This window comes from Embleya sp. NPDC020630 (genome assembly GCF_044334985.1).
Lineage (GTDB): Bacteria > Actinomycetota > Actinomycetes > Streptomycetales > Streptomycetaceae > Embleya.
On record NZ_JBIRUB010000001.1, the window covers coordinates 1,049,074 to 1,073,887 of the forward strand.

Below are 24,814 nucleotides of genomic sequence, written 5' to 3' on the forward strand. Positions count from 1 at the left end.
CCGGGAGGCGATCCGGCCCCCACGCAGCCCGTCCGGCGTTTGAGGACAACCAGGCCGGAGGCCGGCCCAGTAGGAGACCCGGGCCTCATGCAGCCTGTCCGGCGTTTGAGGACAGGCGGGGCGCGGCCCGGCTCTCGAAGCGATCTCAGCCCGTCCGGCGCTGGAGCGCACCCGGGCCGGAGCCCGGCCCGGGAGGCGATCCGGCCCCCACGCAGCCCGTCCGGCGTTTGAGGACAACCAGGCCGGAGGCCGGCCCAGTAGGAGACCCGGGCCTCATGCAGCCCGTCCGGCGTTTGAGGACACCCGGGCCGGAGGCCGGCCGCCGCCGACACCGCCGCCGCGACCAGCGACGCGCATACCCCGCCCACCGCCCCAGCCCCATCAGGGCCATGTGGCCGCGAGCCTTTCACCCCTCCGACTGATCACCCTTACGCTTCAAATACCGCTCGAACTCCGCCGCGATCGCATCGCCCGACGCCTCCGGCAGATCCTCCGTGTCCCGCGCCGCCTCCAGCGACCGCACATACTCGGCCACCTCGGTGTCCTCGGCCGCGAGCTGATCCACGCCCACCTGCCACGCCCGCGCGTCCTCCGCGAGCTCGCCCATCGGCACGTTCACGTCGAGGAAGTCCTCCAGGCGCCGCAACAGCGCCAGCGTGGCCTTCGGCGACGGCGGCTGCGCCACGTAGTGCGGAACCGAGGCCCAAAACGTCAGCGCCGGCATGCCCGCGTGCGCGCACGCCTCCTGGAACACGCCCACGATCCCGGTCGGCCCCTCGTACCGCGACTGCTCCAGCCCCACATTGCGCGCCACCACCGGGTCGGAGGTCGTCCCGTTGACCGGGACGGGCCGCGAGTGCGGCGCGTCGCCCAGCATCGCGCCCAGCACCACCACCGTCTCCACACCCAACTCGTGCGCGAAGCCCAGCAGTTCGTTGCAGAACGAGCGCCAGCGCAGGTTCGGCTCTATCCCGTGCACCAGCACCAGGTCACGCCGCGGCTCGGTCAGCCGGACCACCGACAGCCGCGTGGTGGGCCAGGTGATCCGCCGCGTGTCGCCGTCCAGCCATATGGTCGGCCGGTTCACCTGGAAGTCGTAATAGTCCTCGGCGTCGAGCGCCGCGAACACCTCGCCCTTCCAGACCCGGTCCAGGTGCTCGATCGCGGCGGAAGCGGCGTCGCCGGCGTCGTTCCAGCCCTCGAACGCGGCCACCATGACGGGGTCGATCAGCTCGGGCAGGTCGTCGAGCTCGATCACCCAGTGCCTCCTTCCGGCCGGGGCCGGGATCCGTGCGCCGCGGCCGACCGTACGTGGGGACCGCGAGAGCTGTACGGTCCCCACATTACGGGTTGCGGCACCCCCGACCAGACCCGCCGGCGCCGACTTCGCCCACAGTGAAATCCGCGCCCCGCCCACCAACCCGCGCGGCCAACGCGCCACGAACGACCCGGTAAACGTGTGTGACCACACGGTGACCAGTGGGACACGTCACCCGCGAGTCATCGAGCTCCCGACGAGGATCGCATTAAGCTGGCGCTCTGGCCCGAGCCGTCACGACGGCACCGGGCAAGCCGACAGCCGTCGCACCCATCGGAGACGCATTCTCATGACAGCCACCCCGCAGCAGCTTCGCGAAGCACTCGCCACCCGCGTCGTCGTCGCCGATGGAGCGATGGGAACCATGCTCCAGGCCCAGGATCCCAGCCTGGACGATTTCCAGGGCCACGAAGGCTGCAACGAGGTCCTGAACGTCACCCGACCCGACATCGTGCGCAACGTGCACAAGGAATACTTCGACGTCGGCGTGGACTGCGTCGAAACCAACACCTTCGGCGCCAACCTCGGCAACCTGGGCGAGTACGACATCCAGGACCGGATCTACGAACTCGCCGAAGCCGGCGCCCGGATCGCCCGTGAAGTGGCCGACGGCTACACCACGCCCGACCGCCCCCGCTGGGTGCTCGGCTCGATCGGCCCCGGCACCAAGCTGCCCAGCCTCGGCCACGTCCCCTTCGCCACGCTGCGCGACGCGTTCGAGGTCAACGCCGCCGGCCTGATCGACGGCGGCGCGCACGCCCTGCTCATCGAGACCAGCCAGGACCTGCTGCAGACCAAGGCGTCCATCATCGGCGCCCAGCGCGCCCTGAAGAAGGCCGGCGTCGACCTGCCGGTCTTCGCCCAGGTCACCGTCGAGACCACCGGCGCCATGCTGATGGGCTCCGAGATCGGCGCCGCGCTCACCGCGCTCGAGCCGCTGGGCATCGACTTCATCGGCCTCAACTGCGCCACCGGCCCGGTCGAGATGAGCGAGCACCTGCGCCACCTCTCCCAGCACGCCGGCATCGGCGTCACCGCGATGCCCAACGCCGGCCTGCCGATCCTGACCAAGGACGGCGCGCACTACCCGCTCAGCCCCGACGAACTGGCCGACGCGCACGACACCTTCACCCGCGACTACGGCCTGGCCCTGGTCGGCGGCTGCTGCGGCACCACCCCCGCGCACCTGAAGGCCGTCGTCGAGCGCGTGCACGGACGCGAGCTGACCCCGCGCAACCCCCGCCACGAGCCCGCCGCCGCCTCGCTCTACCAGTCGGTGCCCTTCCGCCAGGACCTGTCGTACCTGTCCATCGGCGAGCGCACCAACGCCAACGGCTCCAAGGCGTTCCGCGAGGCCATGCTCGAAGGCCGCTACGACGACTGCCTCGACATCGCCCGCGACCAGACCCGCGACGGCGCGCACATGCTCGACCTCAACATCGACTACGTCGGCCGCGACGGCGTCGCCGACATGCGCGAACTCGCCGGCCGCCTCGCCACCGCCTCCACCCTGCCGATCATGCTCGACTCCACCGAGCCCGAGGTACTCGAAGCGGGCCTGGAACTGCTCGGCGGGCGCGCTGTGGTCAACTCGGTCAACTACGAGGACGGCGACGGCCCCACCTCCCGCTTCCGGCGCATCATGCCGCTGGTCAAGGAGCACGGCGCGGCCGTGGTCGCGCTGACCATCGACGAGGAGGGCCAGGCCCGTACCGCCGAATGGAAGGTCCGCGTCGCCGAGCGGCTGATCACCGCGCTCACGCAGGAGTGGGGGATCAAGGTCTCCGACATCATCATCGACGCGCTCACCTTCCCCATCGGCACCGGCCAGGAGGAGACCCGCCGCGACGGCATCGAGACCATCGAGGCGATTCGCGAGATCAAGCGCCGCCACCCCGAGGTGCAGACCACCCTCGGCCTGTCCAACGTCTCCTTCGGCCTCAACCCGGCCGCGCGCATCGTGCTCAACTCGGTCTTCCTCAACGAGTGCATCGAAGCCGGCCTCGACTCGGCGATCGTGCACGCCAGCAAGATTCTGCCGATGGCGCGCATCCCCGAGGAGCAGCGCGAGGTCGCCCTCGACATGGTCTACGACCGCCGGCGCGAGGACTACGACCCGCTCCAGCGCTTCCTGGAGCTGTTCGAGGGCGTCGACGCCAAGTCCGTACGCGCCACCCGCGCCCAGGAACTGGCCGCACTCCCGCTGAACGAACGCCTGGAGCGGCGGATCATCGACGGCGAACGCGCCGGCCTGGAGGAAGACCTCGACGAGGCGCTGCGCGAACGCAGCGCACTGGTCATCATCAACGACACCCTCCTGGCCGGCATGAAGGTCGTCGGCGAGCTGTTCGGCTCCGGCCAGATGCAGCTGCCGTTCGTGCTCCAGTCCGCCGAGGTGATGAAGTCCGCCGTCGCGCACCTGGAACCGCACATCGAAAAGGTCGAAGGCGAGGACGGCAAGGGCACCATCGTGCTCGCCACCGTCAAGGGCGACGTACACGACATCGGCAAGAACCTCGTCGACATCATCCTGTCCAACAACGGCTACAACGTGGTCAACATCGGCATCAAGCAGCCGGTGTCCGCCATCCTCGAAGCCGCCGAGGAACACCGCGCCGACGTGATCGGGATGTCCGGCCTGCTGGTGAAGTCCACCGTGATCATGAAGGAAAACCTCCAGGAGCTGAACACCCGCGGCCTGGCCGCCGGCTACCCCGTCATCCTCGGCGGCGCCGCCCTCACCCGCGCCTACGTCGAAGAGGACCTCTACGACATCTACGCCGGCGAGGTCCGCTACGCCCGCGACGCCTTCGAGGGCCTGCGCCTGATGGACGCCCTGATGGGCGTCAAGCGCGGCGTGCCCGGCGTGGAACTGCCCGCGCTGCGCCGGCGCAAGGTGGCCGCCGCCAAGGTGATCGAGACCGAGCCCGAGGAGATGCCCGCCCGCTCCGACGTCGCCGTCGACAACCCCGTGCCCACCCCGCCGTTCTGGGGCGACCGCGTGGTCAAGGGCATCCAGCTGAACGACTACGCGTCCTGGCTGGACGAGCGCGCCACCTTCATGGGCCAGTGGGGCCTCAAGCCCACCCGCGGCGGCGACGGGCCCTCCTACGAGGAACTCGTCGAAACCGAGGGCCGCCCGCGCCTGCGCTACTGGCTCGACCGCATCGTCACCGACAACCTCCTCGACGCGGGCGTGGTCTACGGCTACTTCCCCTGCGTGTCCAAGGGCGACGACCTGATCGTGCTCGACGACTCCGGCAACGAGCGCACCCGCTTCACCTTCCCGCGCCAACGCCGCGACCGGCACCTGTGCCTGGCCGACTTCTTCCGCCCCGAGGAATCCGGCGAGATCGACGTCGTCGGCTTCCAGATCGCCACCATGGGCCCGCGCCTGTCCGGCGCCACCGCCGAGCTGTTCGCGGAGAACGCCTACCGCGACTACCTCGAACTGCACGGACTGTCCGTACAACTCGCCGAAGCCCTCGCCGAATACTGGCACGCGCGCGTGCGCGCCGAACTCGGCTTCGCCGGCGAGGACCCCGCCGACCTCGACGGCATGCTCAAGCTGCACTACCGCGGCGCGCGCTTCTCGCTCGGCTACGGCGCCTGCCCCGACCTCGAGGACCGGGCCAAGATCACCGCACTGCTCGGGCCCGAGCGCATCGGCGTCGAACTGTCCGAGGAGTTCCAACTCCACCCCGAACAGTCCACCGACGCCATCGTGCTCCACCACCCCGAGGCGAACTACTTCAACGCCCGCTGACCCACCCACCCACACCGGCCACGGCCGGGGCACCCACCGCCCCGGCCGCACCGGCGGCCCGAACGAGGCACATGCTCGGCGACGTCCTGCACACCCTCGCCTGCCCGCACTGCGGCGCCGACCTGGCGGGGGAGGACACCGGCCTGCGCTGCGCCGCCGGGCACACCTTCGACATCGCCCGCCAGGGCTACGTCAACCTGCTCACCGGCAACGGCCCCACCGGCACCGCCGACACCGCCGCCATGGTCGCCGCCCGGGTCGACTTCCTCGGCGCCGGCCACTACGACCGCCTCGGCGACGCGCTCGCCGCCGCCTGCGCCGACGCACCCCCCGGCACCCTCGTCGACGTCGGCGCCGGCACCGGACACCACCTCGCGCACGTCCTCGACGCCCTGCCGGACCGGTGCGGGCTCGCCCTGGACATCTCCAAATACGCGCTGCGCCGCGCCGCCCGCGCCCACCCCCGCATGGGCGCGGCCGTCTGCGACGCCTGGCGCCCGCTGCCGGTGCGCGAGGGCGTCGCCGCCCGCGTACTCAACGTGTTCGCCCCGCGCAACCCACCCGAACTGCACCGCGTCCTGCACCCCGACGGGGCCCTGATCGTCGCCGCCCCCGCCCCCGGACACCTGGGCGAACTCGTCCCCGCCCTCGACCTGCTCCGCGTCGACACGGACAAGCAGGAGCGGATCGACGCCAAACTCGCCTCCTGGTTCACCGTGCGCGACCGGCAAACCCTCACCTACCCCATGACGCTCGACCACGCCGCGATCGCCACCGTGGTCGCGATGGGCCCCAGCGCCTGGCACACCGACCCCCAGCGGCTGCGCACCCGGCTCGCCGCGCTGGCGAACCCGCAGGTCGTGACCGCTTCGATCACTGTTTCCGCATACGACCCCGTTCGGCGGTTGCCCAATCCCTGACGACGCCGCACAATCGAGGACCCGCCGGAGCCAACCGGCGGATCCGACCCCTGGAGAACCCGCGTGAGGAGATTCACCCACCCCATCCACACCACCACGCCGCGAACCGGCGGAGAGGCGGCCACCCGATGACGGCAGCGCTGACGACCACCACCGGAGCCCGCCCGGGCCACGGCCTCCAAGCCGTCCTGTTCGACATGGACGGCACCCTGGTCGACACCGAACGCCACTGGTTCGCCACCGAGACCGCGGTGATGGCCGACCTCGGCTTCACCCTCACCGCGCAACACGCCGAGCAACTCCTCGGCAGCCCCATGGAGCGCGCGGTCGCCTACCTGCTCTCGGCCTCCGGCCTGGACGTGCCGCCCGCCGAACTGGAGCACCGGATCAACGCCGGCATGGTGCGCCGCCTGCGCGACGGCGTCGACCTGCGCCCAGGCGCCAAACGACTGCTCGCCGAGGTCGACGACGCGGGCGTACCGTGCGCGCTCGTCACCGCCTCCCAGCGGCTGATCGTGGACGCCGTCCTGCCCTCGATCGGCGCCCACCACTTCCGCCTCACCCTCGCCGGCGACGAGATCGCGCGCACCAAGCCGCACCCCGACCCGTACCTGACCGCGGCCCGCCGGCTCGACGCCGAACCCTGGGCCTGCGTGGTCGTCGAGGACTCGCCCACCGGGATCGCCGCCGGCGAGGCCGCCGGGTGCGCCGTGCTGGCCGTGCCGAGCATGACGCCCATCCCGCCCGCGCCCACGCGCACCGTGGTCGACTCCCTCGAAGAGGTCGACCTCGCGTACCTGCGCGACCTGGCCCGGGCCCGCGTCGCCCGCTGACCGGCGGCGCCGCCGCACCCGCGGCCGCCACACCCGCAAACAGGTGGGAGCGGGCGGCCCCGAAGGCCCGCCCGCTCCCACATCCCCGTGTTTCCCCCGTACTGCCTTGCCCGTTCCCCGCGGCTCCCCCGAACCGCGGTTCCCGTACTCCCCGGATTCGTTCCCCGCGATTCCCCCGAATCGCGGTTCCCGGGTTCCCCGTGTCCCCCGAATCGGAGCCCCCGTGCTCCGACCCGCAGTTCCCCGTCGGCCCTGTCGACCTCCCGGCGGCGGTTTCCCCCGTCCCCGTGACCGCCGAGAGGTCTCCCGGTCGTGCTCCGCCCGATCCCCGAAGGAATCGGACCCCCGTAGTACTACCCCCGTAGTACTGCCCGTGGTTCCCGTTGCCGGGTTCCCCGTGTGATGTCCAGTGTTCGCGATCGGAAAGGGCAGGGCTTCAGGGAAGTCCCTCGCGTTGTCCCGCACTCCCTCGCCCGCCCCGCCACACCGTTGAGTACGGCCCGCGACTCCGCCCCTGGGAGGAGATCGCCCCACCCCTCCTCCCAGGGGACGAGACCGAGGCCCCAGGGGGTCAAAACCCCCGGCCGGGGGCCCTACCGTAAGAGACGTGCGCGCCGTGACCCCCGACCCGGACACCCCCGCCGGGACCTCAGACCGACCCGCCCCGAGCGATCTCGCGCCCCGGGTCGTGCGACCACGCGCCGGCCTCGCCGACATCGTCCACGAACTCGGCCGCGACGCGCAGCAACCCTGGCCGCGCCCCACCGTGCTCGACCTGGCCCTGGTCGTCCTGCTGTCCGTCTTCGCCGTCGGCGGCCTGTACTTTCGCGAACTCGGCCTGCGCGACGTGCGCGACCCCGACGTGTGGGGCGTGGTGCTCGCCCTGCTGACCGCCGTGCCGCTGCTGTGGCGCGGCGCGCACTCGCTGCGCGTGCTCGTCGCCGTCAGCGCCGCCGGACTGCTCCTCGCCGGCGCGCACTACGAGTCCGCGGGCGCCGGCATCGGCCAGATCGTCGCCCTGTACGCCGTCGCCGTCGGCCGCTCCCGCGTGCCCGCCGCCATCGCGCTCGGCTTCACCGAGAGCGCCACCGTCGTCTGGCTCGCGCTCCGCGACAGCGACATCGTCTTCCTCGACGTGGTGGCCAACCTCGCCGCGATCTTCGCCGTCTGGGCCTTCGCCCGCAGCGTCGGCTTCCGCCGCGCCTACACCGCCGAACTCGAGGCCCGCGCCGAACGCCTGGAACGCACCCGCGAAGCCGACACCCGCGCCGCGATCGCCGAGGAACGCGGCCGCATCGCCCGCGAACTGCACGACGTCGTCGCCCACCACGTCTCGGTGATGACCGTGCAGGCCTCCGCCGCGCAGCGCATGGTCGCGCGCAACCCCGACCGGGCCAAGGAGGCGATGGCCGCCGTCGAACAGACCGGCCGCGGCGCCCTCGTCGAGATGCGCCGCCTCGTCGGCATCCTGCGCGACACCACCGACGCCGTCGGCGGCCCCAACGAGGGACACAACGCCCCCCAACCCGGCCTGGACCAACTCGACACCCTCGTCACCCAGGTCCGCGAAGCCGGCCTGCCCGTCGAACTGTCCCTGGAGGGCGCCCCCTGCGCCCTGCCGCCCGGCATCGACCTCGCCGCCTACCGGATCGTCCAGGAAGCCCTCACGAACACGCTCAAGCACGCCGGCCCCGCCGAGGCCCGGGTGCTGCTGCGCTACAGCCGCACCGAACTCCTGGTCCGCGTCGCCGACGACGGCCGCGGCGGCAGCACCGCGCCCACCGGCGAACGCACCGGACACGGCCTGCTCGGCATGCGTGAGAGGGTCTCCCTCTACGGTGGACGCCTGTACGCGGGACCCCGCGCCCAGGACGGCTTCGAAGTCCTGGCCCGCATCCCCTTGGCCGCCACGAACCCCACCGACACCGCCGGCCCGCCGGACGGTGTCGCCCCCGACCGACTGGAGCAGACCCGCCCATGACGATCCGCGTCATCCTGGTCGACGATCAGCCGCTGCTGCGCACCGGCTTCCGGATGATCCTGGAGGCCGAGCCCGACATCGCCGTCGTCGGCGAGGCCGCCGACGGCGAACAGGCCGTCGAACAGGTCCGCGCCCTACAGCCCGACGTGGTGCTGATGGACATCCGCATGCCCCGGATGGACGGCGTCGAGGCCACCCGCCGGATCGCCGGATCGGGCCGCGACGGGGAAAACGCCGCCCGCGTCCTCGTGCTCACCACGTTCGACCTCGACGAATACGTCGTCGAGGCGCTGCGCGCGGGCGCCAGCGGCTTCCTGCTCAAGGACGTGCCCGCCGACGACCTCGTCGCCGCCATCCGGGTCATCGCCGAGGGCGAGGCGCTGCTCGCGCCCAGCATCACCCGACGCCTGCTCGACATGTACGCCGCCCGGCTGCCCTCCGCCGAGGACCCCACCCCCGACACGCTCGCAATGCTCACCGAGCGCGAGGTGGAGGTGCTGCGCCTGGTCGCGCGCGGGATGTCCAACGCGGAGATCGCCGCCGAGCTGTACGTCAGTGAGACCACCGTCAAGACGCACGTCGGCCACGTACTGACCAAACTCGGCCTGCGCGACCGGGTCCAGGCCGCCGTGTACGCCTACGAGAGCGGCCTGGTGCGCCCCGGCGCCATCTGAGCGCCCGCCCGGCCCCGACGGACAGGACCGCTACGGGGCCGGCACCACCGGCAGCGGATACACCGGGGGTGTGCCACCGAACTCGGGGCACACCTCCCGGTGGTCGCACCACCCGCACAACTTCGACTTCCGCGGCAGCCACTCGCCCGTGCGCGTGGCCAGGTCGATCGCCTCCCACAGCGCGCGCAGCTTGCGCTCGACCGCGAGCAGCTCGCCCTCGTCCGGGTCGTAGGTGATCACGTCGCCGCTGCCCAGATAGACCAGCTGCAACCGGCGCGGCACCCGGCCGTGCCGGCGCCACAACACCAGGGCGTAGAACTTCATCTGGAACAGCGGCTTGTCCTGGAACATCGGCGACGGCGCCTTGCCCGTCTTGTAGTCCACCACCCGCAGATCGCCCGCCGGCGCCACATCCAGCCGGTCCACCACACCGCGCAGCACCAGGCCGTTCTCCAGCGTGGTCTGCACGTACAACTCGCGCCGGGCGGGTTCCAGGCGGTTCGGGTCCTCCAGCGTGAAGTAGCGCTCCACCAGCTTGTCGGCGTCGGCCAGCCACGCACCCAGACCCGCGACGTCCTCGCCGAACAACTCGGCCAGCTCCGGCCGCTCGGCCAACAACGCGTCCCACGCCGGCCGCACCATCGCCACCGCCCGCTCCGGCGTGCGCTGCCCGCTCGGCAGATCGAACAGCCGCTCCAGGACGGTGTGCACCACCGTGCCGCGCGTGGCCGCCGCGCTCGGCTTCTCCGGCAGCTTGTCGATCACCCGCAGCCGATACAGCAGCGGGCACTGCATGAAGTCGGCCGCCCGCGACGGCGACAACGACACCGGCGGCCGCGACTCCCGCGCACCGGCCTGGGCGGGCACCGCGACAGTCGGCGCGGCGGCGGGATCGACATCGGCCGACGCGACGCCGGCGGCTTCGGAGGGGCTGGCACTCATGCCGCACACCCTATGCGCGCACGGCGACACCCTGTGCGCCCGCGCGGATCGAAGGCCCTGTCCATCGCGCCTACCAGTCAGTAGAGTCCGGCTCCGCGAGGCGCGATACCGGCCCGCGAGTCCCACGCACGCCCTCCCCGTCCCCACCCCTCGTCCCGACGGAGGCCCCATGCGCGTCCCCACCCGCACCCGACTGCTCGGCGCCGCCACACTCGCCGGCGGCCTGCTCCTGGCCGGCCTGCCCGGCCCCGCGTACGCGCAGGGCGGGCAGCACGGCCGCGGACCCGACAAGATCACCGTCGGCGACCGCACCTTCATCGCCGACGAGCACGGGCGGGCCACCCAGTGGCGCGGCTTCAACATCGGCGACAAGGCGCACCGCGGCGCGCAGGCGTTCAAGGACGTCACCGAGAACCAGTTCCGCGAACTGTCCTCGCGCGGCTTCAACCTCGCCCGGGTGCTGTTCTTCTGGGACGACCTGGAACCGCGCCCGGGCCGCTACGACCGCGACTACCTCGCCCGCATCGGCCGCATCCTCGACTGGGCCGAGAAGTACCACGTCAAGGTGATCCTCGACGCGCACCAGGACGTCTACGGGCCCTACTTCTCCGACCACCGCGGCAACCCCGAGTGGACCACCCGCGACGAGGGCCTGCCGTACGAGCCGGTACCCGGCGACTGGTTCGCCGAGTACTACACGCCCGGCGTCCAGGCCGCGTTCGACCACCTGTACGAGGACCGGGACCTGCGGCGCGCGCAGGCGGCCATGTGGACCAGGGTCGCAGCCACGTTCGGCCGGCACCCCGCGGTCCTCGGCTACGACCTGATGAACGAGCCGATGGGCCGCTTCCGCGACGGCGAGGACATCCCCACCGCCGCAGCCCGGCTCGAATCGACCCAGATCACCGACACGTGGAACCGGCTCACCGACGCCATCCGCCTCGTCGACCGCCGCAACTGGATCTTCGTCGAACCCACCCCGATCGTCGGCCTCGGCGTACCCACCGCGCTCGGCCCGATCAGCGACGACAAGGTCGCCTACGCCCCGCACTTCTACGAGACGGCCATGGAGACCGGCGCCGACTACGACCCGGCCGGCGGCTTCATCGAGAACTACGAGGCCGCGATCACCGCCTACCCCAAGGCGAACAAACTCCCGCTGATCGTGGGGGAGTGGGGCCCGCCCGACCAGTCGCTGCCCAACATCCCGCTGTTCTACCGGCGCATGACCGCCGCCATGGACCGCTTCGGCACCGGCTGGGCCGGCTGGCAATGGTGCAACGGCGGCGGCTACTGCACCTTCGACGCCGACGGCCGCATGAAGCCCAACAACAAACTCCTGACCCAGCCCTACGCCCGCGCCGTGGCCGGAAACCCGGAGTCGTACACCTACGACATCGACACCCGCACCTACACCCTGACCTTCACCACCCGCCGGGGCGCCGATGCCCCTACGGAGATCACCCTCCCAAAGGACGTATACGCCGAACCCCCGACGATCCGCGTCACCGGGCCGGGGCGGGCCCGGGTGGACACCCATGGCACCGTCGCCCGCGTCGACACCTCGACGGCGGGGCGGTACACGGTGACGGTCACGCCGGGGCGCTGAGCCGGCAGGAAGGCGGGAGCGCGCGGTGGCGGGCGGCGCGGGGCGGGTCGTGGCGCGCCCGGGGGCGCCGCGCAGGGCGGTACGAGGTTGCGCTGCGCGGGGGCCGCTTCGCGCCGCGATGCGCGTCGGCTACGCGGCCGAGGGGCAGCCCAATCAGCCCCCGCGCCCACTACGCGGCCGGGACAGCCCAATCGGCCCGGCCGGCGTTTGAGGCCAAAAAGGGTCCGCCATTACCCGTCGCAACCCCGGCGCGCGTCGTAAGCAGCGCCTCCAGCCCGGCCGGGGACAGCCCAATCAGCCCGGCCGGCGTTTGAGGCCGAAAAAGGGTCCGCGATCGCCTGTCGCAACTTTGACCCGTGCCGCGAGCAGCGCCCCCGGCCCGGTGGCGACAGCCCAATCAGCCCGGCCGGCGTTTGAGGCCGAAAAAAGGCCCGCGAACACCCGCCGCAACCTCGACACGCGTCGCAAGCAACAACCCCCAGCCCGGCCGGCGCATGAGGCCAAAAGCCCGCACTCAACCCCGCATCATGGCCAAAAACGCATGCTCCACATCCGTCCGAGCCAGCACCCCGTACACCCGCCCATCCGGCTCCACGACCAGATACTCACTCGCGGGAGCGCCCCGCATCGCCACCAACAACTCCTCACCCGCCAAGTCCGCCGGCACCCGCATCCCCTCCGCCAGATCCCGCGCCAACGCCCCCACCTCCACCCACGGCCGACGATGCTCCGGCGTCGCCAACACCGCCGCCTCCCGCACCAGCGCGACCGGATCCCCGCCCCCGTCCACCACGACCAGCCCCCGCGCCCCCTCCTCGTGCGCCCGCCGCAGCGCCTCCGCCAACGGCACGCTCGCCGCCACCGGAATCGCCCGCCGCGTCAGCACCCGCACCCGCAACTGCGGCAACCGCTCGCGCAACCGCTCCGCCCGCAACGACTGCACCGCCCCCGCCCACATGAAACCGGCCACCAACGCGCCGAAGATCATCGTGTACGTGCGCTCGCCCGCATCCGCCCCCAACGACCACGCCACCGCGGCCACCAACACCACCACCGCCAGCACCCGACCGGCCCACGACGCCGCGATCGTGCCCGCCAACGGCCGCCCGCTGACCCGCCACACCACCGCCCGCAACATCCGGCCGCCGTCCAACGGCAACCCCGGCAGCAGATTGAACGCCGCCACCAGCAGATTGGACACCGCCAACAACGCGATCATCCGCCCCGGCAACGTGTCCACGTGCAACGCCAGGCCGATCAGCCAAAACCCGCCACCCAGCACCAACGACAACACCGGACCCGCCGCCGACACCAGGAACTCGTGCCGCGCCGTCTCCGGCTTGTCGATCTCCGACACCCCGCCCAGGAACTGGATGGTGATCCGCCGCACCGGCAGACCCAGCCGCAGCGCCGTCACCGCGTGCGCCAACTCGTGCACCAGCACCGACACGTACAACAACACCGCGAAGCCGAACGACAACACGAACCGCCACGGCCCCAGATCCGGGAACAGACTCTCGAACGTCGGCGCGAACAGCACCGTGATCACCGCCGCGATCACGAACCACGTCGGCGCCACATAGACCGGCACCCCGAACGGACGCCCCATGAGCAGGCCACGCCTCGGCTCCCGCCGCGGGGCCTCGTCCTGCCGCACCCGGCGTCCCTGCGGCCTGCTCGAATCAGTCACGGTCAAGATGCTATGCAACCGAGACCCGGTTCGACCCCCATGGGCCCCGGACCCACGCGTCGGAGCGTCGCCGCCGACCGACTAGGCTGACCCCCATGTCCGAACCGACCGGTACCGCGCGCAGGCGCGGACCCTTCCAGGTCGGGGACCAGGTTCAGCTGACCGATCCCAAGGGCCGCCACCACACCTTCACCCTCGAAGCGGGCAAGGCGTTCCACACCCACAAGGGCTCGTTTCAACACGACGCGCTGATCGGCGCCCCCGAAGGAACCGTCGTACGGTCCACCGGGAACACCGACTACCTCGCGCTGCGACCTCTGCTCCCCGACTTCGTCCTGTCCATGCCCCGCGGCGCCGCGGTGATCTACCCCAAGGACGCCGGCCAGATCCTCGCGATGGCCGACATCTTCGCCGGCGCCCGCGTCGTCGAGGCCGGCGTCGGCTCCGGAGCGCTGAGCACGTTCCTGCTCCGCGCCATCGGCGACAGCGGGCAGCTCGCCTCCTACGAACGCCGACAGGACTTCGCGGACATCGCCCGCAAGAACGTCGAACGCTACTTCGGCGCCCCCCACCCCGCGTGGAAGCTGACCGTCGGCGACCTCCAGGACAACCTCGTCGAAACCGGCGTCGACCGCGTCATCCTCGACATGCTCGCGCCCTGGGAATGCCTCGACGCGGTCTACAAGGCGCTCACCCCCGGCGGCCTGGTGTGCTGCTACGTGGCCACCACCACGCAGCTCTCGCGCACCGTGGAGACCATGCGGGTGATGAACTGCTTCACCGAACCGCAGCCGTTCGAGTCGATGGTGCGCTCCTGGCACGTCGAAGGCCTCGCGGTGCGCCCCGACCACCGGATGATCGGACACACCGGCTTCCTGGTCACCGCCCGCCGACTGGCCGACGGGGTGGAGCCGCCGCTGCGCCGGCGCCGCCCGTCCAAGGGCTCCTACGGCGACGACTACGCCGGCCCCGGCGCGGAGGCGGGCGACTCGGCGGCATCCTGACCCACCGTCAGCGATGTGTCGAATCGCCGGTAATGGTTGAGACAAGGCGGGCCGGAACCCTGTACCGGGGCCCGGCCCGCCGCATATCGTCATCCACCGTGGCGGACGATCACTCTGAGAACCGGCCCGTGCGCGGCGACAGTCCCCGCGGGCTCGCGACCACCGACGGACCACCCGACACCACGATCCCCCCGCACCGCGCGGTACCCGACGTACGCAACGGCATCGCCTTCGCCGCCGCGGGCATCGTGTTCCTGTTCATCGTCGTGACCGGCCTGGTCATCTGGGCCGCCGCATCCCTCGACGGCGGCATACCCGGCGTCACCGCACCGGCCCGAGGCCGCCCCAACCAACAGGACCCCCCGGCCGCGCCGCGCACCCTCGAACCCACCCACGCCGGCGGCACCACCACCGAGCAGGGGCGAAAACCGGCCGGCCCACCCACCGAGACGGTGCAGGCCGCACCGCTCGCGGGCAACCGCCGACCCGCCGGCGGCCCCGGCGCCGCCGAACTCGCCGGGTTCGCCCTCCCACTCGACTGCCCCGGCGTCGGCACCCGCGTCCACAGCGTGCTCACCGACCCCGACGGACCCACCGTGGTCCGCGTCACCTGCGCCGCCGGCTCCGGCAGCCCGCCCACCGCGCTGCTCGCCTACGCCTGGGACGCCGGCGCGCCGCGCCTGGTCGCCACCCTCCTCGGCGCCGACGAGGGCCTGCTGGTCGACGACCTCACCCGCGCCGGCGACACGATCACCGCACACGCCCAGGGCTGGTCCACGCCCGGCATCCCGCGCTGCTGCCCCGACACGAGCACGACACTGCGCTGGCGACTGACTCCACTCGGTGCCCAACGGATCTGACGCGTCGCCAGACACGAGATCACAAAGCGGAATTCAGGAGGCTTCCGGCCCGAATACCTCGACTCCGTCGGAAACCCGACGCATGTGGATGCATTCTCCCGGACACTTGCGTGTGGCGTCGATCACGTCCACGAGCAGCGGCGCGGGCACCGGAACCACCGCGCCCGGCTCGGTGCGCAGCTCGTCGTCCGCGCCCTTGACGTACGCCAGCCCGTCGATGTCCAGCTCGAAGACCTCCCGCGCGTACTGGACGCAGATGCCGTCCCCGGTGCAGAGATCCTGATCGATCCAGACCTCGAGGGGTTCGTTTTCCGCGGACATGCGGCCTCTCTCTTCACCGATTCGTACCGACACGCGACCAACAGACCCTACTCGCGCCTGCTTCCCGACGCGGTCGGGTGGGTATCTGATCCTCACAAGCGTGGGGGCAATCGCACGGGTGAAGATCGGACACGCCCGGACAGTCTTGCTGATCAAGGGGTTTCAACCCCTCCTGCCATAGGTAGGGTCGGAGACGTCGCAGCTCCCAGGAGGAGGTGAGGGCCGTGGCAGTCCACGACGACGACATGAACCGTGGTGGGAGGCCGGCTCGGGGTACGGACGACCTCGTAAGCCAGGTTTCTTTTCTAGAGCAGGAAGTCGCCGTCCTGCGTCGCAAGCTCGCCGACTCACCGCGCCAGAGCCGTTTGCTCGAGGAGCGGGTCGTCGATCTTCAGACGTCCTTGGCCGGCATGACCACACAAAACGAGCGACTGGTCGCGACCTTGCGAGAGGCCCGCGATCAGATCGTGGCCCTCAAGGAGGAAGTGGACCGACTCGCCCAACCCCCCTCGGGGTTCGGCGTGTTCCTACAGGCCAACGAGGACGGCACGGCCGACATCTTCACCGGCGGGCGCAAGCTGCGCGTGAACGTCAGCCCCAACATCGAGCCCGACGAACTCCGGCGTGGCCAAGAGGTCATGCTCAACGAGGCCATGAACGTCGTCGACGCCATGGAGTACGAGCTGATCGGCGACGTCGTGATGCTCAAGGAACTCCTCGAGGACGGCGAACGCGCCCTGGTCATCGGGCACACCGACGAGGAGCGCGTGGTGCGCCTCGCCGAGCCGCTGCTCGACGCCCCGCTGCGCGCGGGCGACTCGCTTCTGCTCGACTCCCGCTCGGGCTACGTGTACGAGCGGGTGCCCAAGAGCGAGGTCGAGGAACTGGTCCTCGAAGAGGTCCCGGACATCGACTACACCAAGATCGGCGGTCTGCGGAACCAGATCGAGATGATCCGCGACGCGGTGGAACTGCCCTACCTCCACCCCGACCTGTTCAAGGAACACGAGCTGCGCCCGCCCAAGGGCATCCTGCTCTACGGTCCGCCCGGCTGCGGCAAGACGCTGATCGCCAAGGCCGTGGCCAACTCCCTCGCGAAGAAGGTCGCCGAGGCCCAGGGCAACGAACAGGGCAAGAGCTACTTCCTCAACATCAAGGGCCCCGAACTCCTCAACAAGTACGTCGGCGAGACCGAGCGGCACATCCGCCTGGTCTTCCAGCGGGCCCGCGAGAAGGCCAGCGAGGGCACTCCCGTCATCGTCTTCTTCGACGAGATGGACTCGCTCTTCCGCACCCGCGGCTCGGGCGTCAGCTCGGACGTGGAGAACACCATCGTCCCCCAGCTGCTGTCCGAGATCGACGGCGTGGAGGGCCTGGAGAACGTCATCGTCATCGGCGCCTCCAACCGCGAGGACATGATCGACCCGGCCATCCTGCGCCCGGGCCGACTCGACGTGAAGATCAAGATCGAACGTCCGGACGCCGAGGCGGCCAAGGACATCTTCGCGAAGTACCTCAAGGTCTCGCTGCCGCTGCACGACGACGACCTGGCCGAACACGACGGCAACCGCGACTCCACGGTCACCGGGATGATCCAGGTCGCGGTGGAGCGGATGTACTCGGAGAACGAGGAGAACCGCTTCCTGGAGGTCACCTACGCCAACGGTGACAAGGAGACCCTCTACTTCAAGGACTTCAACTCCGGCGCGATGATCGAGAACATCGTGGGCCGCGCGAAGAAGATGGCGATCAAGGACTTCCTGGAGCACCGCCAAAAGGGCATCCGGGTGGCCCACCTGCTCGCCGCGTGCGTCGACGAGTTCAAGGAGAACGAGGACCTGCCCAACACCACCAACCCCGACGACTGGGCCCGGATCTCCGGCAAGAAGGGCGAGCGGATCGTCTACATCCGCACCCTGGTCTCGGGCAAGCAGGGCGACGAGGCCGGGCGCTCCATCGACACGGTGGCCAACACCGGTCAGTACCTCTGATCCCCATCGAGCATCGATTGACCACCGCCGCCGCGACCCGTGTTCCGGTCGAACACGGGTCGCGGCGCCGTGCCGGCACGACACTTCCGCACAGGGCAATAGTTCCGGCCGTATCCCCAAGGCAATCCAACGGCAATAGGCTCGGCAGCATGACCAGGGTGTACCCCGACCACGGAGAGTGTGGAACGGGTACCGGCCGGGTGAGGGACGAGGGGGTCGCATGACCGTCCGGCGTGTGATGGGCATCGAAACCGAGTACGGAATCTCCGTACCCGGACATCCGAACGCCAACGCGATGTTGACGTCTTCCCAGATCGTGAACGCGTACGCCGCAGCGATGCAGCGGGCCCGCCGGGCCCGCTGGGACTTCGAGGAGGAGAATCCGCTGCGCGACGCGCGCGGGTTCGACCTGGCGCGCGAGCTGGCCGACTCGAGCCAGCTGACCGACGAGGACGTCGGTCTGGCCAACGTGATCCTGACCAACGGCGCTCGGCTCTACGTCGACCACGCCCACCCGGAGTACAGCGCGCCCGAGACCACCAACCCGCGCGACGCGGTGATCTGGGACAAGGCCGGCGAGCGGATCATGGCCGAGGCCGCACGGCGGGCCGGCGAGCTGCCCGGCGGGCAGCAGATCCTGCTCTACAAGAACAACACCGACAACAAGGGCGCGTCCTACGGCACCCATGAGAACTACCTCATGCAGCGCGCCACGCCGTTCGCCGACATCGTCCGGCACCTGACCCCGTTCTTCGTCTCCCGGCAAGTGATCTGCGGCGCGGGCCGGGTGGGCATCGGTCAGGACGGCTCCACGCACGGCTTCCAGATCAGCCAGCGCGCGGACTACTTCGAGGTCGAGGTCGGCCTGGAGACCACGCTCAAGCGGCCGATCATCAACACCCGCGACGAACCGCACGCGGACGCGGAGAAGTACCGGCGCCTGCACGTGATCATCGGTGACGCCAACCTGTCCGAGGTGTCCACCTACCTCAAGCTCGGCACCACCGCGCTGGTCCTGTCGATGATCGAGGACCGCTTCCTGGGCAACGACCTGACCGTCGACCAGCCGGTGCGCACGCTGCACGAGGTGTCCCACGACCCGACCCTCAAGCAGCTGATCACGCTGCGCAGCGGCCGGAAGCTGACCGCGATCCAGCTCCAGCTCGAATACCTCGAGCTGGCCCGGAAGTATGTCGAGAACCGGTTCGGCAAGGACGTCGACGCCGACACCACGGACGTGCTCGACCGCTGGGAGTCGGTGCTCGCCCGCCTGGAGACCGATCCGATGTCGCTGGCGCGCGAGCTGGACTGGGTGGCCAAGCTCCAGCTCCTGGAGGGCTACCGGCAACGGGACGCGCTCGACTGGGACGCGCCGAGGCTGCACCTGGTCGACCTCCAGTACGCCGACGTACGGCCCGACAAGGGGCTGTACAACAAGCTGGAGGACCGCTTCGAGCGGATCGCCGGCGAGGCCGAGGTGCAGCGAGCGGTGCATCTGCCGCCGGAGGACACCAGGGCCTACTTCCGCGGCCGGTGTCTGGAGCAGTACGCCGACGAGGTCGCGGCGGCCTCGTGGGACTCGGTGATCTTCGACGTCGCCGGTCACGACTCGCTCCAGCGGGTGCCCACCCTGGAGCCGCTGCGGGGGACGAAGGCCCACGTGAAGGACCTGCTCGACCGCTGCCGCACCGCCGAGGATCTGGTCCGCGCGCTCACGGGTGGGTGACCTCGCCCGTTCGCGGGAACAAAGCGAACGGACGGATAAATCGTGTTCCGGAACACCGGGCATCCGACACTCGTTGGCACTTACACCCCCGATCCTTCGGGATCGGGGGTGTGGATCCTCCGGGGAATGGATAAGCACCGGTTCAAGGAAATGATCTCAAGGTGGGGTGAGTGACATGGCCACTAAGGACAGCGGCGGTCAACAGCGCGCGACAAAGCGCTCGGAAGAGGTCGAGGAGACCACCGCCGAGGCCCAGTCGGACGTGCAGGAACGGCACGAAAAGTTGACGGACGATGTCGACGCGGTATTGGACGAAATTGACGAGGTGCTAGAGGAGAATGCCGAGGAATTCGTGCGTGGATTTGTCCAAAAAGGTGGTGAATAGGAGTAAATGTCCGATTTGAGATCGGGCAAGAAATGCCCTGACTGCAAGGAGTGGAAACCCGTCCGGGACTTCGGATCCAACGTGAAGAGCCCGGACGGGCTTTCATTCTATTGCCTTGGGTGTAATCGGCAGCGTAATTCGGCGTCCTACCGCGCACGGCGGGAGCGTGCCGGATTCAAGGTGCGGCCCAGAGTCGACGTGCCGGACGGATATAAGCGCTGCTCGAAATGTGAAGAGATCAAGCCGCATTCCGAATGGCATAAAATTTCCCGACAATGGGACGGTTTGGCGGCGGCCTGTAAGGCCTGTCGCAAGGTCGAAAGTCGGGCCGGTCATCTCAAGCGCAAGTACGGCATGACCGAGGCTGATTATCGGGCCATGCTCGCCGACCAAATGGGCGTATGTCCGATCTGTCGGTCCACCCGGCCCGAGCACGTCGATCATGATCACGAAACCGGTAGGGTCCGAGCCGTACTCTGCTTCAACTGCAATGCCGCACTGGGCATGTTCAAGGATCGACCCGACGCGTTGCGCCGGGCCGCAACCTATGTGGAAGGGATCGTGTGGAAGCCAACACTCGTGGCACCGGGCGTCTACCGGCTGCCTTCCTGACCCCCGGGTCGTCCTCGTTCGCCGAATTCCTCGACGCGTATCGGCCCGAGCTGTTGCCCGCGCGTAGGACGCCGCCGCTGCAGCCCGTGACGATCGAGGCGCCGCACGGTACGACGATCGTGACCGCGACGTTCGACGGCGGCGTGGTGATGGCCGGCGACCGGCGGGCCACGATGGGGAACCTGATCGCACAGCGGGACATCGAGAAGGTGTTCCCGGCCGACGAGTACTCGGTCGTGGGCATCGCCGGCACCGCCGGGCTCGCGGTCGAGATGGTCCGGCTGTTCCAGGTCGAACTCGAGCACTACGAGAAGATCGAGGGCACCACGCTCTCGCTGGAGGGCAAGGCCAACCGGCTGTCGCAGATGATCCGCGGCAACCTCGGCATGGCCATGCAGGGCCTCGCGGTGGTTCCGCTGTTCGCCGGCTTCGACGTGGACGGCGGGGTCGGGCGCATCTTCAGCTACGACGTCACCGGCGGCCGGTCGGAGGAGCACGGCTTCCACGCGGTCGGTTCGGGCTCGTTGTTCGCCCGGGGCGCGCTGAAGAAGCTCTACCGCTCCGGCCTGGACGCCGACGGCGTCGTGCAGGTGTGCATCCAGGCGCTCTACGACGCGGCCGACGACGACTCCGCCACCGGTGGTCCCGACCTGACCCGACGGATCTACCCGGTGGTCACCCTGGTGACCGAGGACGGCATCCAGCGGCTCTCCTCCGACGAGGTCGGCGCCATCGTCCGGACCGTGGTGAACGCCCGCATGGACGCCCCCGACGGCCCGACCGCCCCGCTGACCTGACGTCGATGTCGACGACCCCACCAGCCGACCCTTCGAGACCGGCTTCGACGAAAAGGACTCCACGGTGACGACGCCCTTCTATGTGTCGCCGCAGCAGGCCATGGCGGACCGGGCCGACTATGCCCGCAAGGGCATCGCCCGGGGCCGCAGCGTGGTCGTGTTGACCTACGCGGACGGCATCCTGTTCGTGGCGGAGAACTACTCTCGCGCCCTGCACAAGATCAGTGAGATCTACGACCGCATCGCGTTCGCCGCGGTGGGCAAGTACAACGAGTTCGAGAACCTGCGGATCGGCGGCGTGCGCTACGCCGACATCCGCGGCTACTCGTACGCGCGCAACGACGTCACCGCCCGTGGTCTGGCGAACGTGTACGCGCAGACGCTGGGCACGATCTTCTCCAGCGGGGGGGAGAAGCCCTACGAGGTGGAGCTGATCGTCGCCGAGGTGGGCGCCGCGTCCGAGGACGACCAGATCTATCGGCTCACCTACGACGGTTCGGTCGCCGACGAGCACAACTACGTGGCGATGGGCGGCAACGTCGAGCAGATCACCGACCAGCTCAAGCGCCGGCACCGCGAGGGGCTGTCGCTGGAGGACGCGCTCAAGGTGGCGGTCGACGCCCTCTCGCGCGACGGTGTCGGCGAGAAGCGCTCCATCACGGCCTCGCAGCTGGAGGTCGCGACGCTGGATCGCACCAGGCCGCAGCAGCGCAAGTTCAAGCGTCTGGTGGGCGGTCAGCTGACCCGCCTGCTCGGCGAGGCCGAGCCGACCGGCGAGGCGGCGGAGGGGGCGGCCGAGGCCGCGCCGGAGACCGCTCCCGAGGCCGGCGAGGAGTAGTTCCGCAGGTTTTTTGCTCCCGGGCGCCCCGTCCGCCCGGATCCCGTCACAGGGCCCGTACACCGCCTCGGTGTGCGGGCCCTGACGCGTGCGGGCGGCGCCGGCGGGGTCAGGCCGGTGCCGGGGGCGCGGTGGAGCCGCGGATCACCAGTTCGCCGGGCAGGACCACGTCGGGGCCCGCGTCGCCGGTGTCGAGCAGGTCGAGCAGCGCGCTCATGCCGCGGGCGCCCAGTTCGACGGCGGGCAGTCGGAAGGTGGTCAGTTCGGGCTCGACCACGCGCGCGTAGCGCATGTCGTCGAAGCCGGTGACGGACAGGTCCTCGGGCACGCGCAGACCCAGTGTGCGGGCGGCCTTGTAGGCGCCGGCCGCCTGGAGGTCGTCGTCGCACACCAGCACGGTGGGGCGGGCGGGCGCGGCGAGCAGGCTCAGCGCCGCCTCGCGCCCGCCGTCCAGGGTCAGCGGGGCGCACGCCTCGGCGATCACCTCGGCGGGGCCGAGCGCGGCGCGAAAGGCCGCGTCGCGGGCCTCGAACGTCCAGGTCCGCACGGTGGAGCGCAGCCGGGCCGCGCGCCGATGGCCGAGGCCGACCACGTGCCGCGCGATCGTGCGCATGCCCTCGGCGACGTCGTGGTTGACCGTCGGCAGGCCGTGTCCGGGTTCGCTGTCGAGCATGACCAGGGGCAGGTGGCCGGTGCCGGGGCCGGCGGAGCGCAGCACGTCGAGCGGTTCGGCGGCCATCGAGGAGGCGAGCACGCCGTCGATGGCGGCCGGGGAGAAGGCGTTGGGGGCCAGGTCGGCGCCGTCGAGGGTGGGGTAGACGACGACGCCGAAGTCGCGTTCGGCCGCCACCCGGGCGGCGCCGCTGTGCACGGCGCCGAAGAACGGCGAGGTGAGCACCGGTACGACGAGCATCACCGTGCGGGTGCGGCCCAGGCGCAGCGACCGCGCCGAGGTGTTGGGCCGGTAGTCGAGGGCGGCGGCTGCGTCGCGCACGGTCTCGACGGTGGCGGGGGAGACCCGGCCGCGCCATTTGCCGGCGAGGACGAGGGACACGGTGGACTGCGACACGCCGGCGTGTCGGGCGACGTCCTTGCTGGTCGGGCGACCGGCGGGGGGCGGGGGCGACGGCACGGTGACCTCGGGCGGCGGAGTCGGGGCGGGGCGGCGGGGCGGGGCGGGGCGGGTCCAGCCTAGAACGCGCTTGCCATGCGGCCGACCGGGCGGGCACAGTGATACGGGATAGTCATACGTATGACTTCGGGATGAGCGGATGTGTCGGGTGCGGCACGGGAGGGCGGTATCCGCGGATGCGGACCTATCTGGAGTTGCTGCGCGTGCCCTACGCGGGGCGGCTGCTCGGCGGGACGCTGTTCGGGCGACTGCCCAACGGCATGGGTGCGTTGGCGGTGCTGCTGCTGGTGCGCGCGGACGGCGGCGGCTACGGCCTGGCGGGCGCGTTGTCGGCGGTGTACGGGCTGGCCAGTGCGGCGGGGCAGCCGGTGCTCGGGCGGTGGATGGACCGGCGCGGGCAGACCGGGGTGCTGATCGGTTCGGCGACGGTGTCCGCGCTGGCCTACGCGGTGTTCGCGCTGGTGGGCGCCCATCCGCTCCCGGTGGCGGTGGCGGCGGTGCTGGTGGCGGGCTTCACCACGCCGCCGCTGGAGGCCGGGCTGCGGGCGTTGTGGCCCTCGGTGCTCACCCCCGAGCGGGTGCAGGCCGCCTACGCGCTGGACGCCGCCGCCCAGGAGGTGCTGTTCACTGTGGGGCCGCTGATCGTGGTGGTCGTGGTCCAGCTGGGCTCGGCGCAGCTGGCCGTGCTGCTGACCGGGCTGGTCGGCGTCGCGGGCACGCTGATCGTGGCCACCTCGCACCCGTCGAGGGTCTGGCGCGGCGAGCCGCATACGCCGCACTGGGCCGGGGCGCTGCGCTCGCCCGGCCTGCGCGTGGTGCTGCCGGCCTTCACGCTGGCCGGGGTCGCGCTGGGCGTGTTGAGCGTGGCGGCGGTGGCGTACGCCGATCGCGAGGGCTCGGACGCGCTGTCGGGGGTGTTCCTGGCGGCGATGTCGTTCGGCGCGCTCCTGGGCGGTCTCGTGCACGGGGTACGGGCCTGGCGTACCCCGCCGGCGCGCCGGTTGTTGTGGTTCATGGGGTGGCTGACGGTGTGTTACCTGCCGCTGATCGTGGTGCCCGGGCCGTGGTTGATGATGCCGCTCGCGGTGTTGTCGGGGGTGTTCCTGGCGCCGGCGATCGCGTGCGTGTTCACGCTGATCGACGAGTTGGCGCCGCGCGGCACGGTGACGGAGGCGTTCGCGTGGCTGGTGGCCGCGATGGGCGCGGGCGCGGCGCTGGGCATGGCGGTGGCCGGCTGGGCCGGAGAAGTGGCCGGCGCGCGGGGTGCGTTCGCGGTCGCGGGGGTCGGTGCGGGGCTCGGATTGCTGGTATTGCTGGCCGGTCGGGGCCGGCTGATCCCAAACGTGATCCAGCTTGTGAAAACCACCGACGCGGAGTTGTCCCGGAACGGCGCGTCGTCGGCGTAATGTTGCAGC

At 70.8% G+C, this 24,814-nt stretch carries 20 protein-coding genes; 15 read left to right on the forward strand and 5 right to left on the reverse strand.

What is annotated here, in order from left to right:
- Positions 1-406: 406 nt before the first annotated feature.
- Complete coding sequence (locus tag ACH4XV_RS04270; RefSeq protein WP_395786723.1) at positions 407-1,258, reverse strand: PAC2 family protein; 852 nt, start codon at positions 1,256-1,258, stop codon at positions 407-409.
- 349 nt (positions 1,259-1,607) lie between these two features.
- Between ACH4XV_RS04270 and metH the strand changes: the two genes are divergently transcribed.
- The 5 genes from metH to ACH4XV_RS04295 all read left to right on the forward strand — a co-directional run bounded on the left by metH (position 1,608) and on the right by ACH4XV_RS04295 (position 9,492).
- Positions 1,608-5,084 carry a methionine synthase gene (gene metH, locus ACH4XV_RS04275; RefSeq protein WP_395786724.1) on the forward strand — a complete coding sequence of 1,159 codons (3,477 nt, stop codon included), beginning with the start codon at positions 1,608-1,610 and terminating at the stop codon, positions 5,082-5,084.
- A 71-nt stretch (positions 5,085-5,155) separates the two neighbouring features.
- Positions 5,156-6,004 (forward strand): putative RNA methyltransferase, encoded by an 849-nt coding sequence (locus ACH4XV_RS04280; protein ID WP_395786725.1) that lies wholly within the window; start codon positions 5,156-5,158, stop codon positions 6,002-6,004.
- A 128-nt stretch (positions 6,005-6,132) separates the two neighbouring features.
- Positions 6,133-6,837, forward strand: coding sequence for an HAD family hydrolase (locus ACH4XV_RS04285; protein ID WP_395786726.1), 705 nt, complete (start codon positions 6,133-6,135; stop codon positions 6,835-6,837).
- 607 nt (positions 6,838-7,444) lie between these two features.
- Entirely contained in the window at positions 7,445-8,818 is a 1,374-nt protein-coding gene (locus ACH4XV_RS04290) for a histidine kinase (RefSeq protein ID WP_395786727.1), read from the forward strand.
- Positions 8,815-9,492: a response regulator transcription factor gene (locus ACH4XV_RS04295; protein WP_078978583.1), complete on the forward strand. Its 678-nt coding sequence runs from the start codon at positions 8,815-8,817 to the stop codon at positions 9,490-9,492. The genes ACH4XV_RS04290 and ACH4XV_RS04295 overlap by 4 nt, the downstream gene beginning before the upstream one ends.
- A gap of 30 nt (positions 9,493-9,522) precedes the next feature.
- Here ACH4XV_RS04295 and ACH4XV_RS04300 read toward each other — a convergent pair whose 3' ends face one another.
- Complete coding sequence (locus tag ACH4XV_RS04300) at positions 9,523-10,434, reverse strand: RecB family exonuclease (protein ID WP_395786728.1); 912 nt, start codon at positions 10,432-10,434, stop codon at positions 9,523-9,525.
- A gap of 169 nt (positions 10,435-10,603) precedes the next feature.
- Between ACH4XV_RS04300 and ACH4XV_RS04305 the strand changes: the two genes are divergently transcribed.
- A complete protein-coding gene (locus tag ACH4XV_RS04305; RefSeq protein ID WP_395786729.1) occupies positions 10,604-12,043 on the forward strand; it encodes a cellulase family glycosylhydrolase in 1,440 nt (479 codons plus the stop codon).
- A gap of 514 nt (positions 12,044-12,557) precedes the next feature.
- Here the strand turns inward: ACH4XV_RS04305 and ACH4XV_RS04310 are convergent.
- A complete protein-coding gene (locus ACH4XV_RS04310) occupies positions 12,558-13,700 on the reverse strand; it encodes a site-2 protease family protein (RefSeq protein WP_395787054.1) in 1,143 nt (380 codons plus the stop codon).
- A 128-nt stretch (positions 13,701-13,828) separates the two neighbouring features.
- Between ACH4XV_RS04310 and ACH4XV_RS04315 the strand changes: the two genes are divergently transcribed.
- Together ACH4XV_RS04315 and ACH4XV_RS04320 are read left to right on the forward strand one after the other, a co-directional pair.
- A complete protein-coding gene (locus ACH4XV_RS04315; RefSeq protein ID WP_395786730.1) occupies positions 13,829-14,737 on the forward strand; it encodes a tRNA (adenine-N1)-methyltransferase in 909 nt (302 codons plus the stop codon).
- Positions 14,738-14,835: 98 nt separating this feature from the next.
- Positions 14,836-15,597, forward strand: a complete 762-nt coding sequence (locus tag ACH4XV_RS04320; protein WP_395786731.1) for a hypothetical protein — start codon at positions 14,836-14,838, stop codon at positions 15,595-15,597.
- Positions 15,598-15,630: 33 nt separating this feature from the next.
- Here the strand turns inward: ACH4XV_RS04320 and ACH4XV_RS04325 are convergent, their stop codons facing one another.
- The gene (locus ACH4XV_RS04325; protein WP_078978591.1) at positions 15,631-15,918 is read right to left on the reverse strand and encodes a ferredoxin; all 288 of its coding nucleotides are present in this window, start codon (positions 15,916-15,918) and stop codon (positions 15,631-15,633) included.
- A gap of 224 nt (positions 15,919-16,142) precedes the next feature.
- Between ACH4XV_RS04325 and arc the strand changes: the two genes are divergently transcribed.
- The 6 genes from arc (at position 16,143) to prcA (ending at position 22,267) form a co-directional block, all read left to right on the forward strand.
- Complete coding sequence (gene arc / locus ACH4XV_RS04330) at positions 16,143-17,909, forward strand: proteasome ATPase (RefSeq protein ID WP_078978592.1); 1,767 nt, start codon at positions 16,143-16,145, stop codon at positions 17,907-17,909.
- A gap of 220 nt (positions 17,910-18,129) precedes the next feature.
- The gene (dop, locus tag ACH4XV_RS04335; protein WP_078978593.1) at positions 18,130-19,635 is read left to right on the forward strand and encodes a depupylase/deamidase Dop; all 1,506 of its coding nucleotides are present in this window, start codon (positions 18,130-18,132) and stop codon (positions 19,633-19,635) included.
- A gap of 175 nt (positions 19,636-19,810) precedes the next feature.
- A complete protein-coding gene (locus ACH4XV_RS04340) occupies positions 19,811-20,020 on the forward strand; it encodes a ubiquitin-like protein Pup (protein ID WP_078978594.1) in 210 nt (69 codons plus the stop codon).
- 6 nt (positions 20,021-20,026) lie between these two features.
- The gene (locus tag ACH4XV_RS04345; protein ID WP_395786732.1) at positions 20,027-20,632 is read left to right on the forward strand and encodes an endonuclease VII domain-containing protein; all 606 of its coding nucleotides are present in this window, start codon (positions 20,027-20,029) and stop codon (positions 20,630-20,632) included.
- Positions 20,584-21,429: a proteasome subunit beta gene (gene prcB / locus ACH4XV_RS04350; protein ID WP_395786733.1), complete on the forward strand. Its 846-nt coding sequence runs from the start codon at positions 20,584-20,586 to the stop codon at positions 21,427-21,429. Before ACH4XV_RS04345 ends, prcB begins: the two co-directional genes overlap by 49 nt.
- Before the next feature lie 64 nt (positions 21,430-21,493).
- Positions 21,494-22,267, forward strand: a complete 774-nt coding sequence (prcA, locus tag ACH4XV_RS04355) for a proteasome subunit alpha (protein ID WP_395786734.1) — start codon at positions 21,494-21,496, stop codon at positions 22,265-22,267.
- Between the two features lie 109 nt (positions 22,268-22,376).
- On the opposite strand, the gene ACH4XV_RS04360 is transcribed toward prcA, so the two are convergent.
- Positions 22,377-23,399, reverse strand: coding sequence for a LacI family DNA-binding transcriptional regulator (locus ACH4XV_RS04360; RefSeq protein WP_395786735.1), 1,023 nt, complete (start codon positions 23,397-23,399; stop codon positions 22,377-22,379).
- A 176-nt stretch (positions 23,400-23,575) separates the two neighbouring features.
- On the opposite strand from ACH4XV_RS04360, the gene ACH4XV_RS04365 reads away from it, so the two are divergent.
- Positions 23,576-24,805: an MFS transporter gene (locus tag ACH4XV_RS04365; protein ID WP_395786736.1), complete on the forward strand. Its 1,230-nt coding sequence runs from the start codon at positions 23,576-23,578 to the stop codon at positions 24,803-24,805.
- The last annotated feature ends 9 nt before the right edge of the window (positions 24,806-24,814 follow it).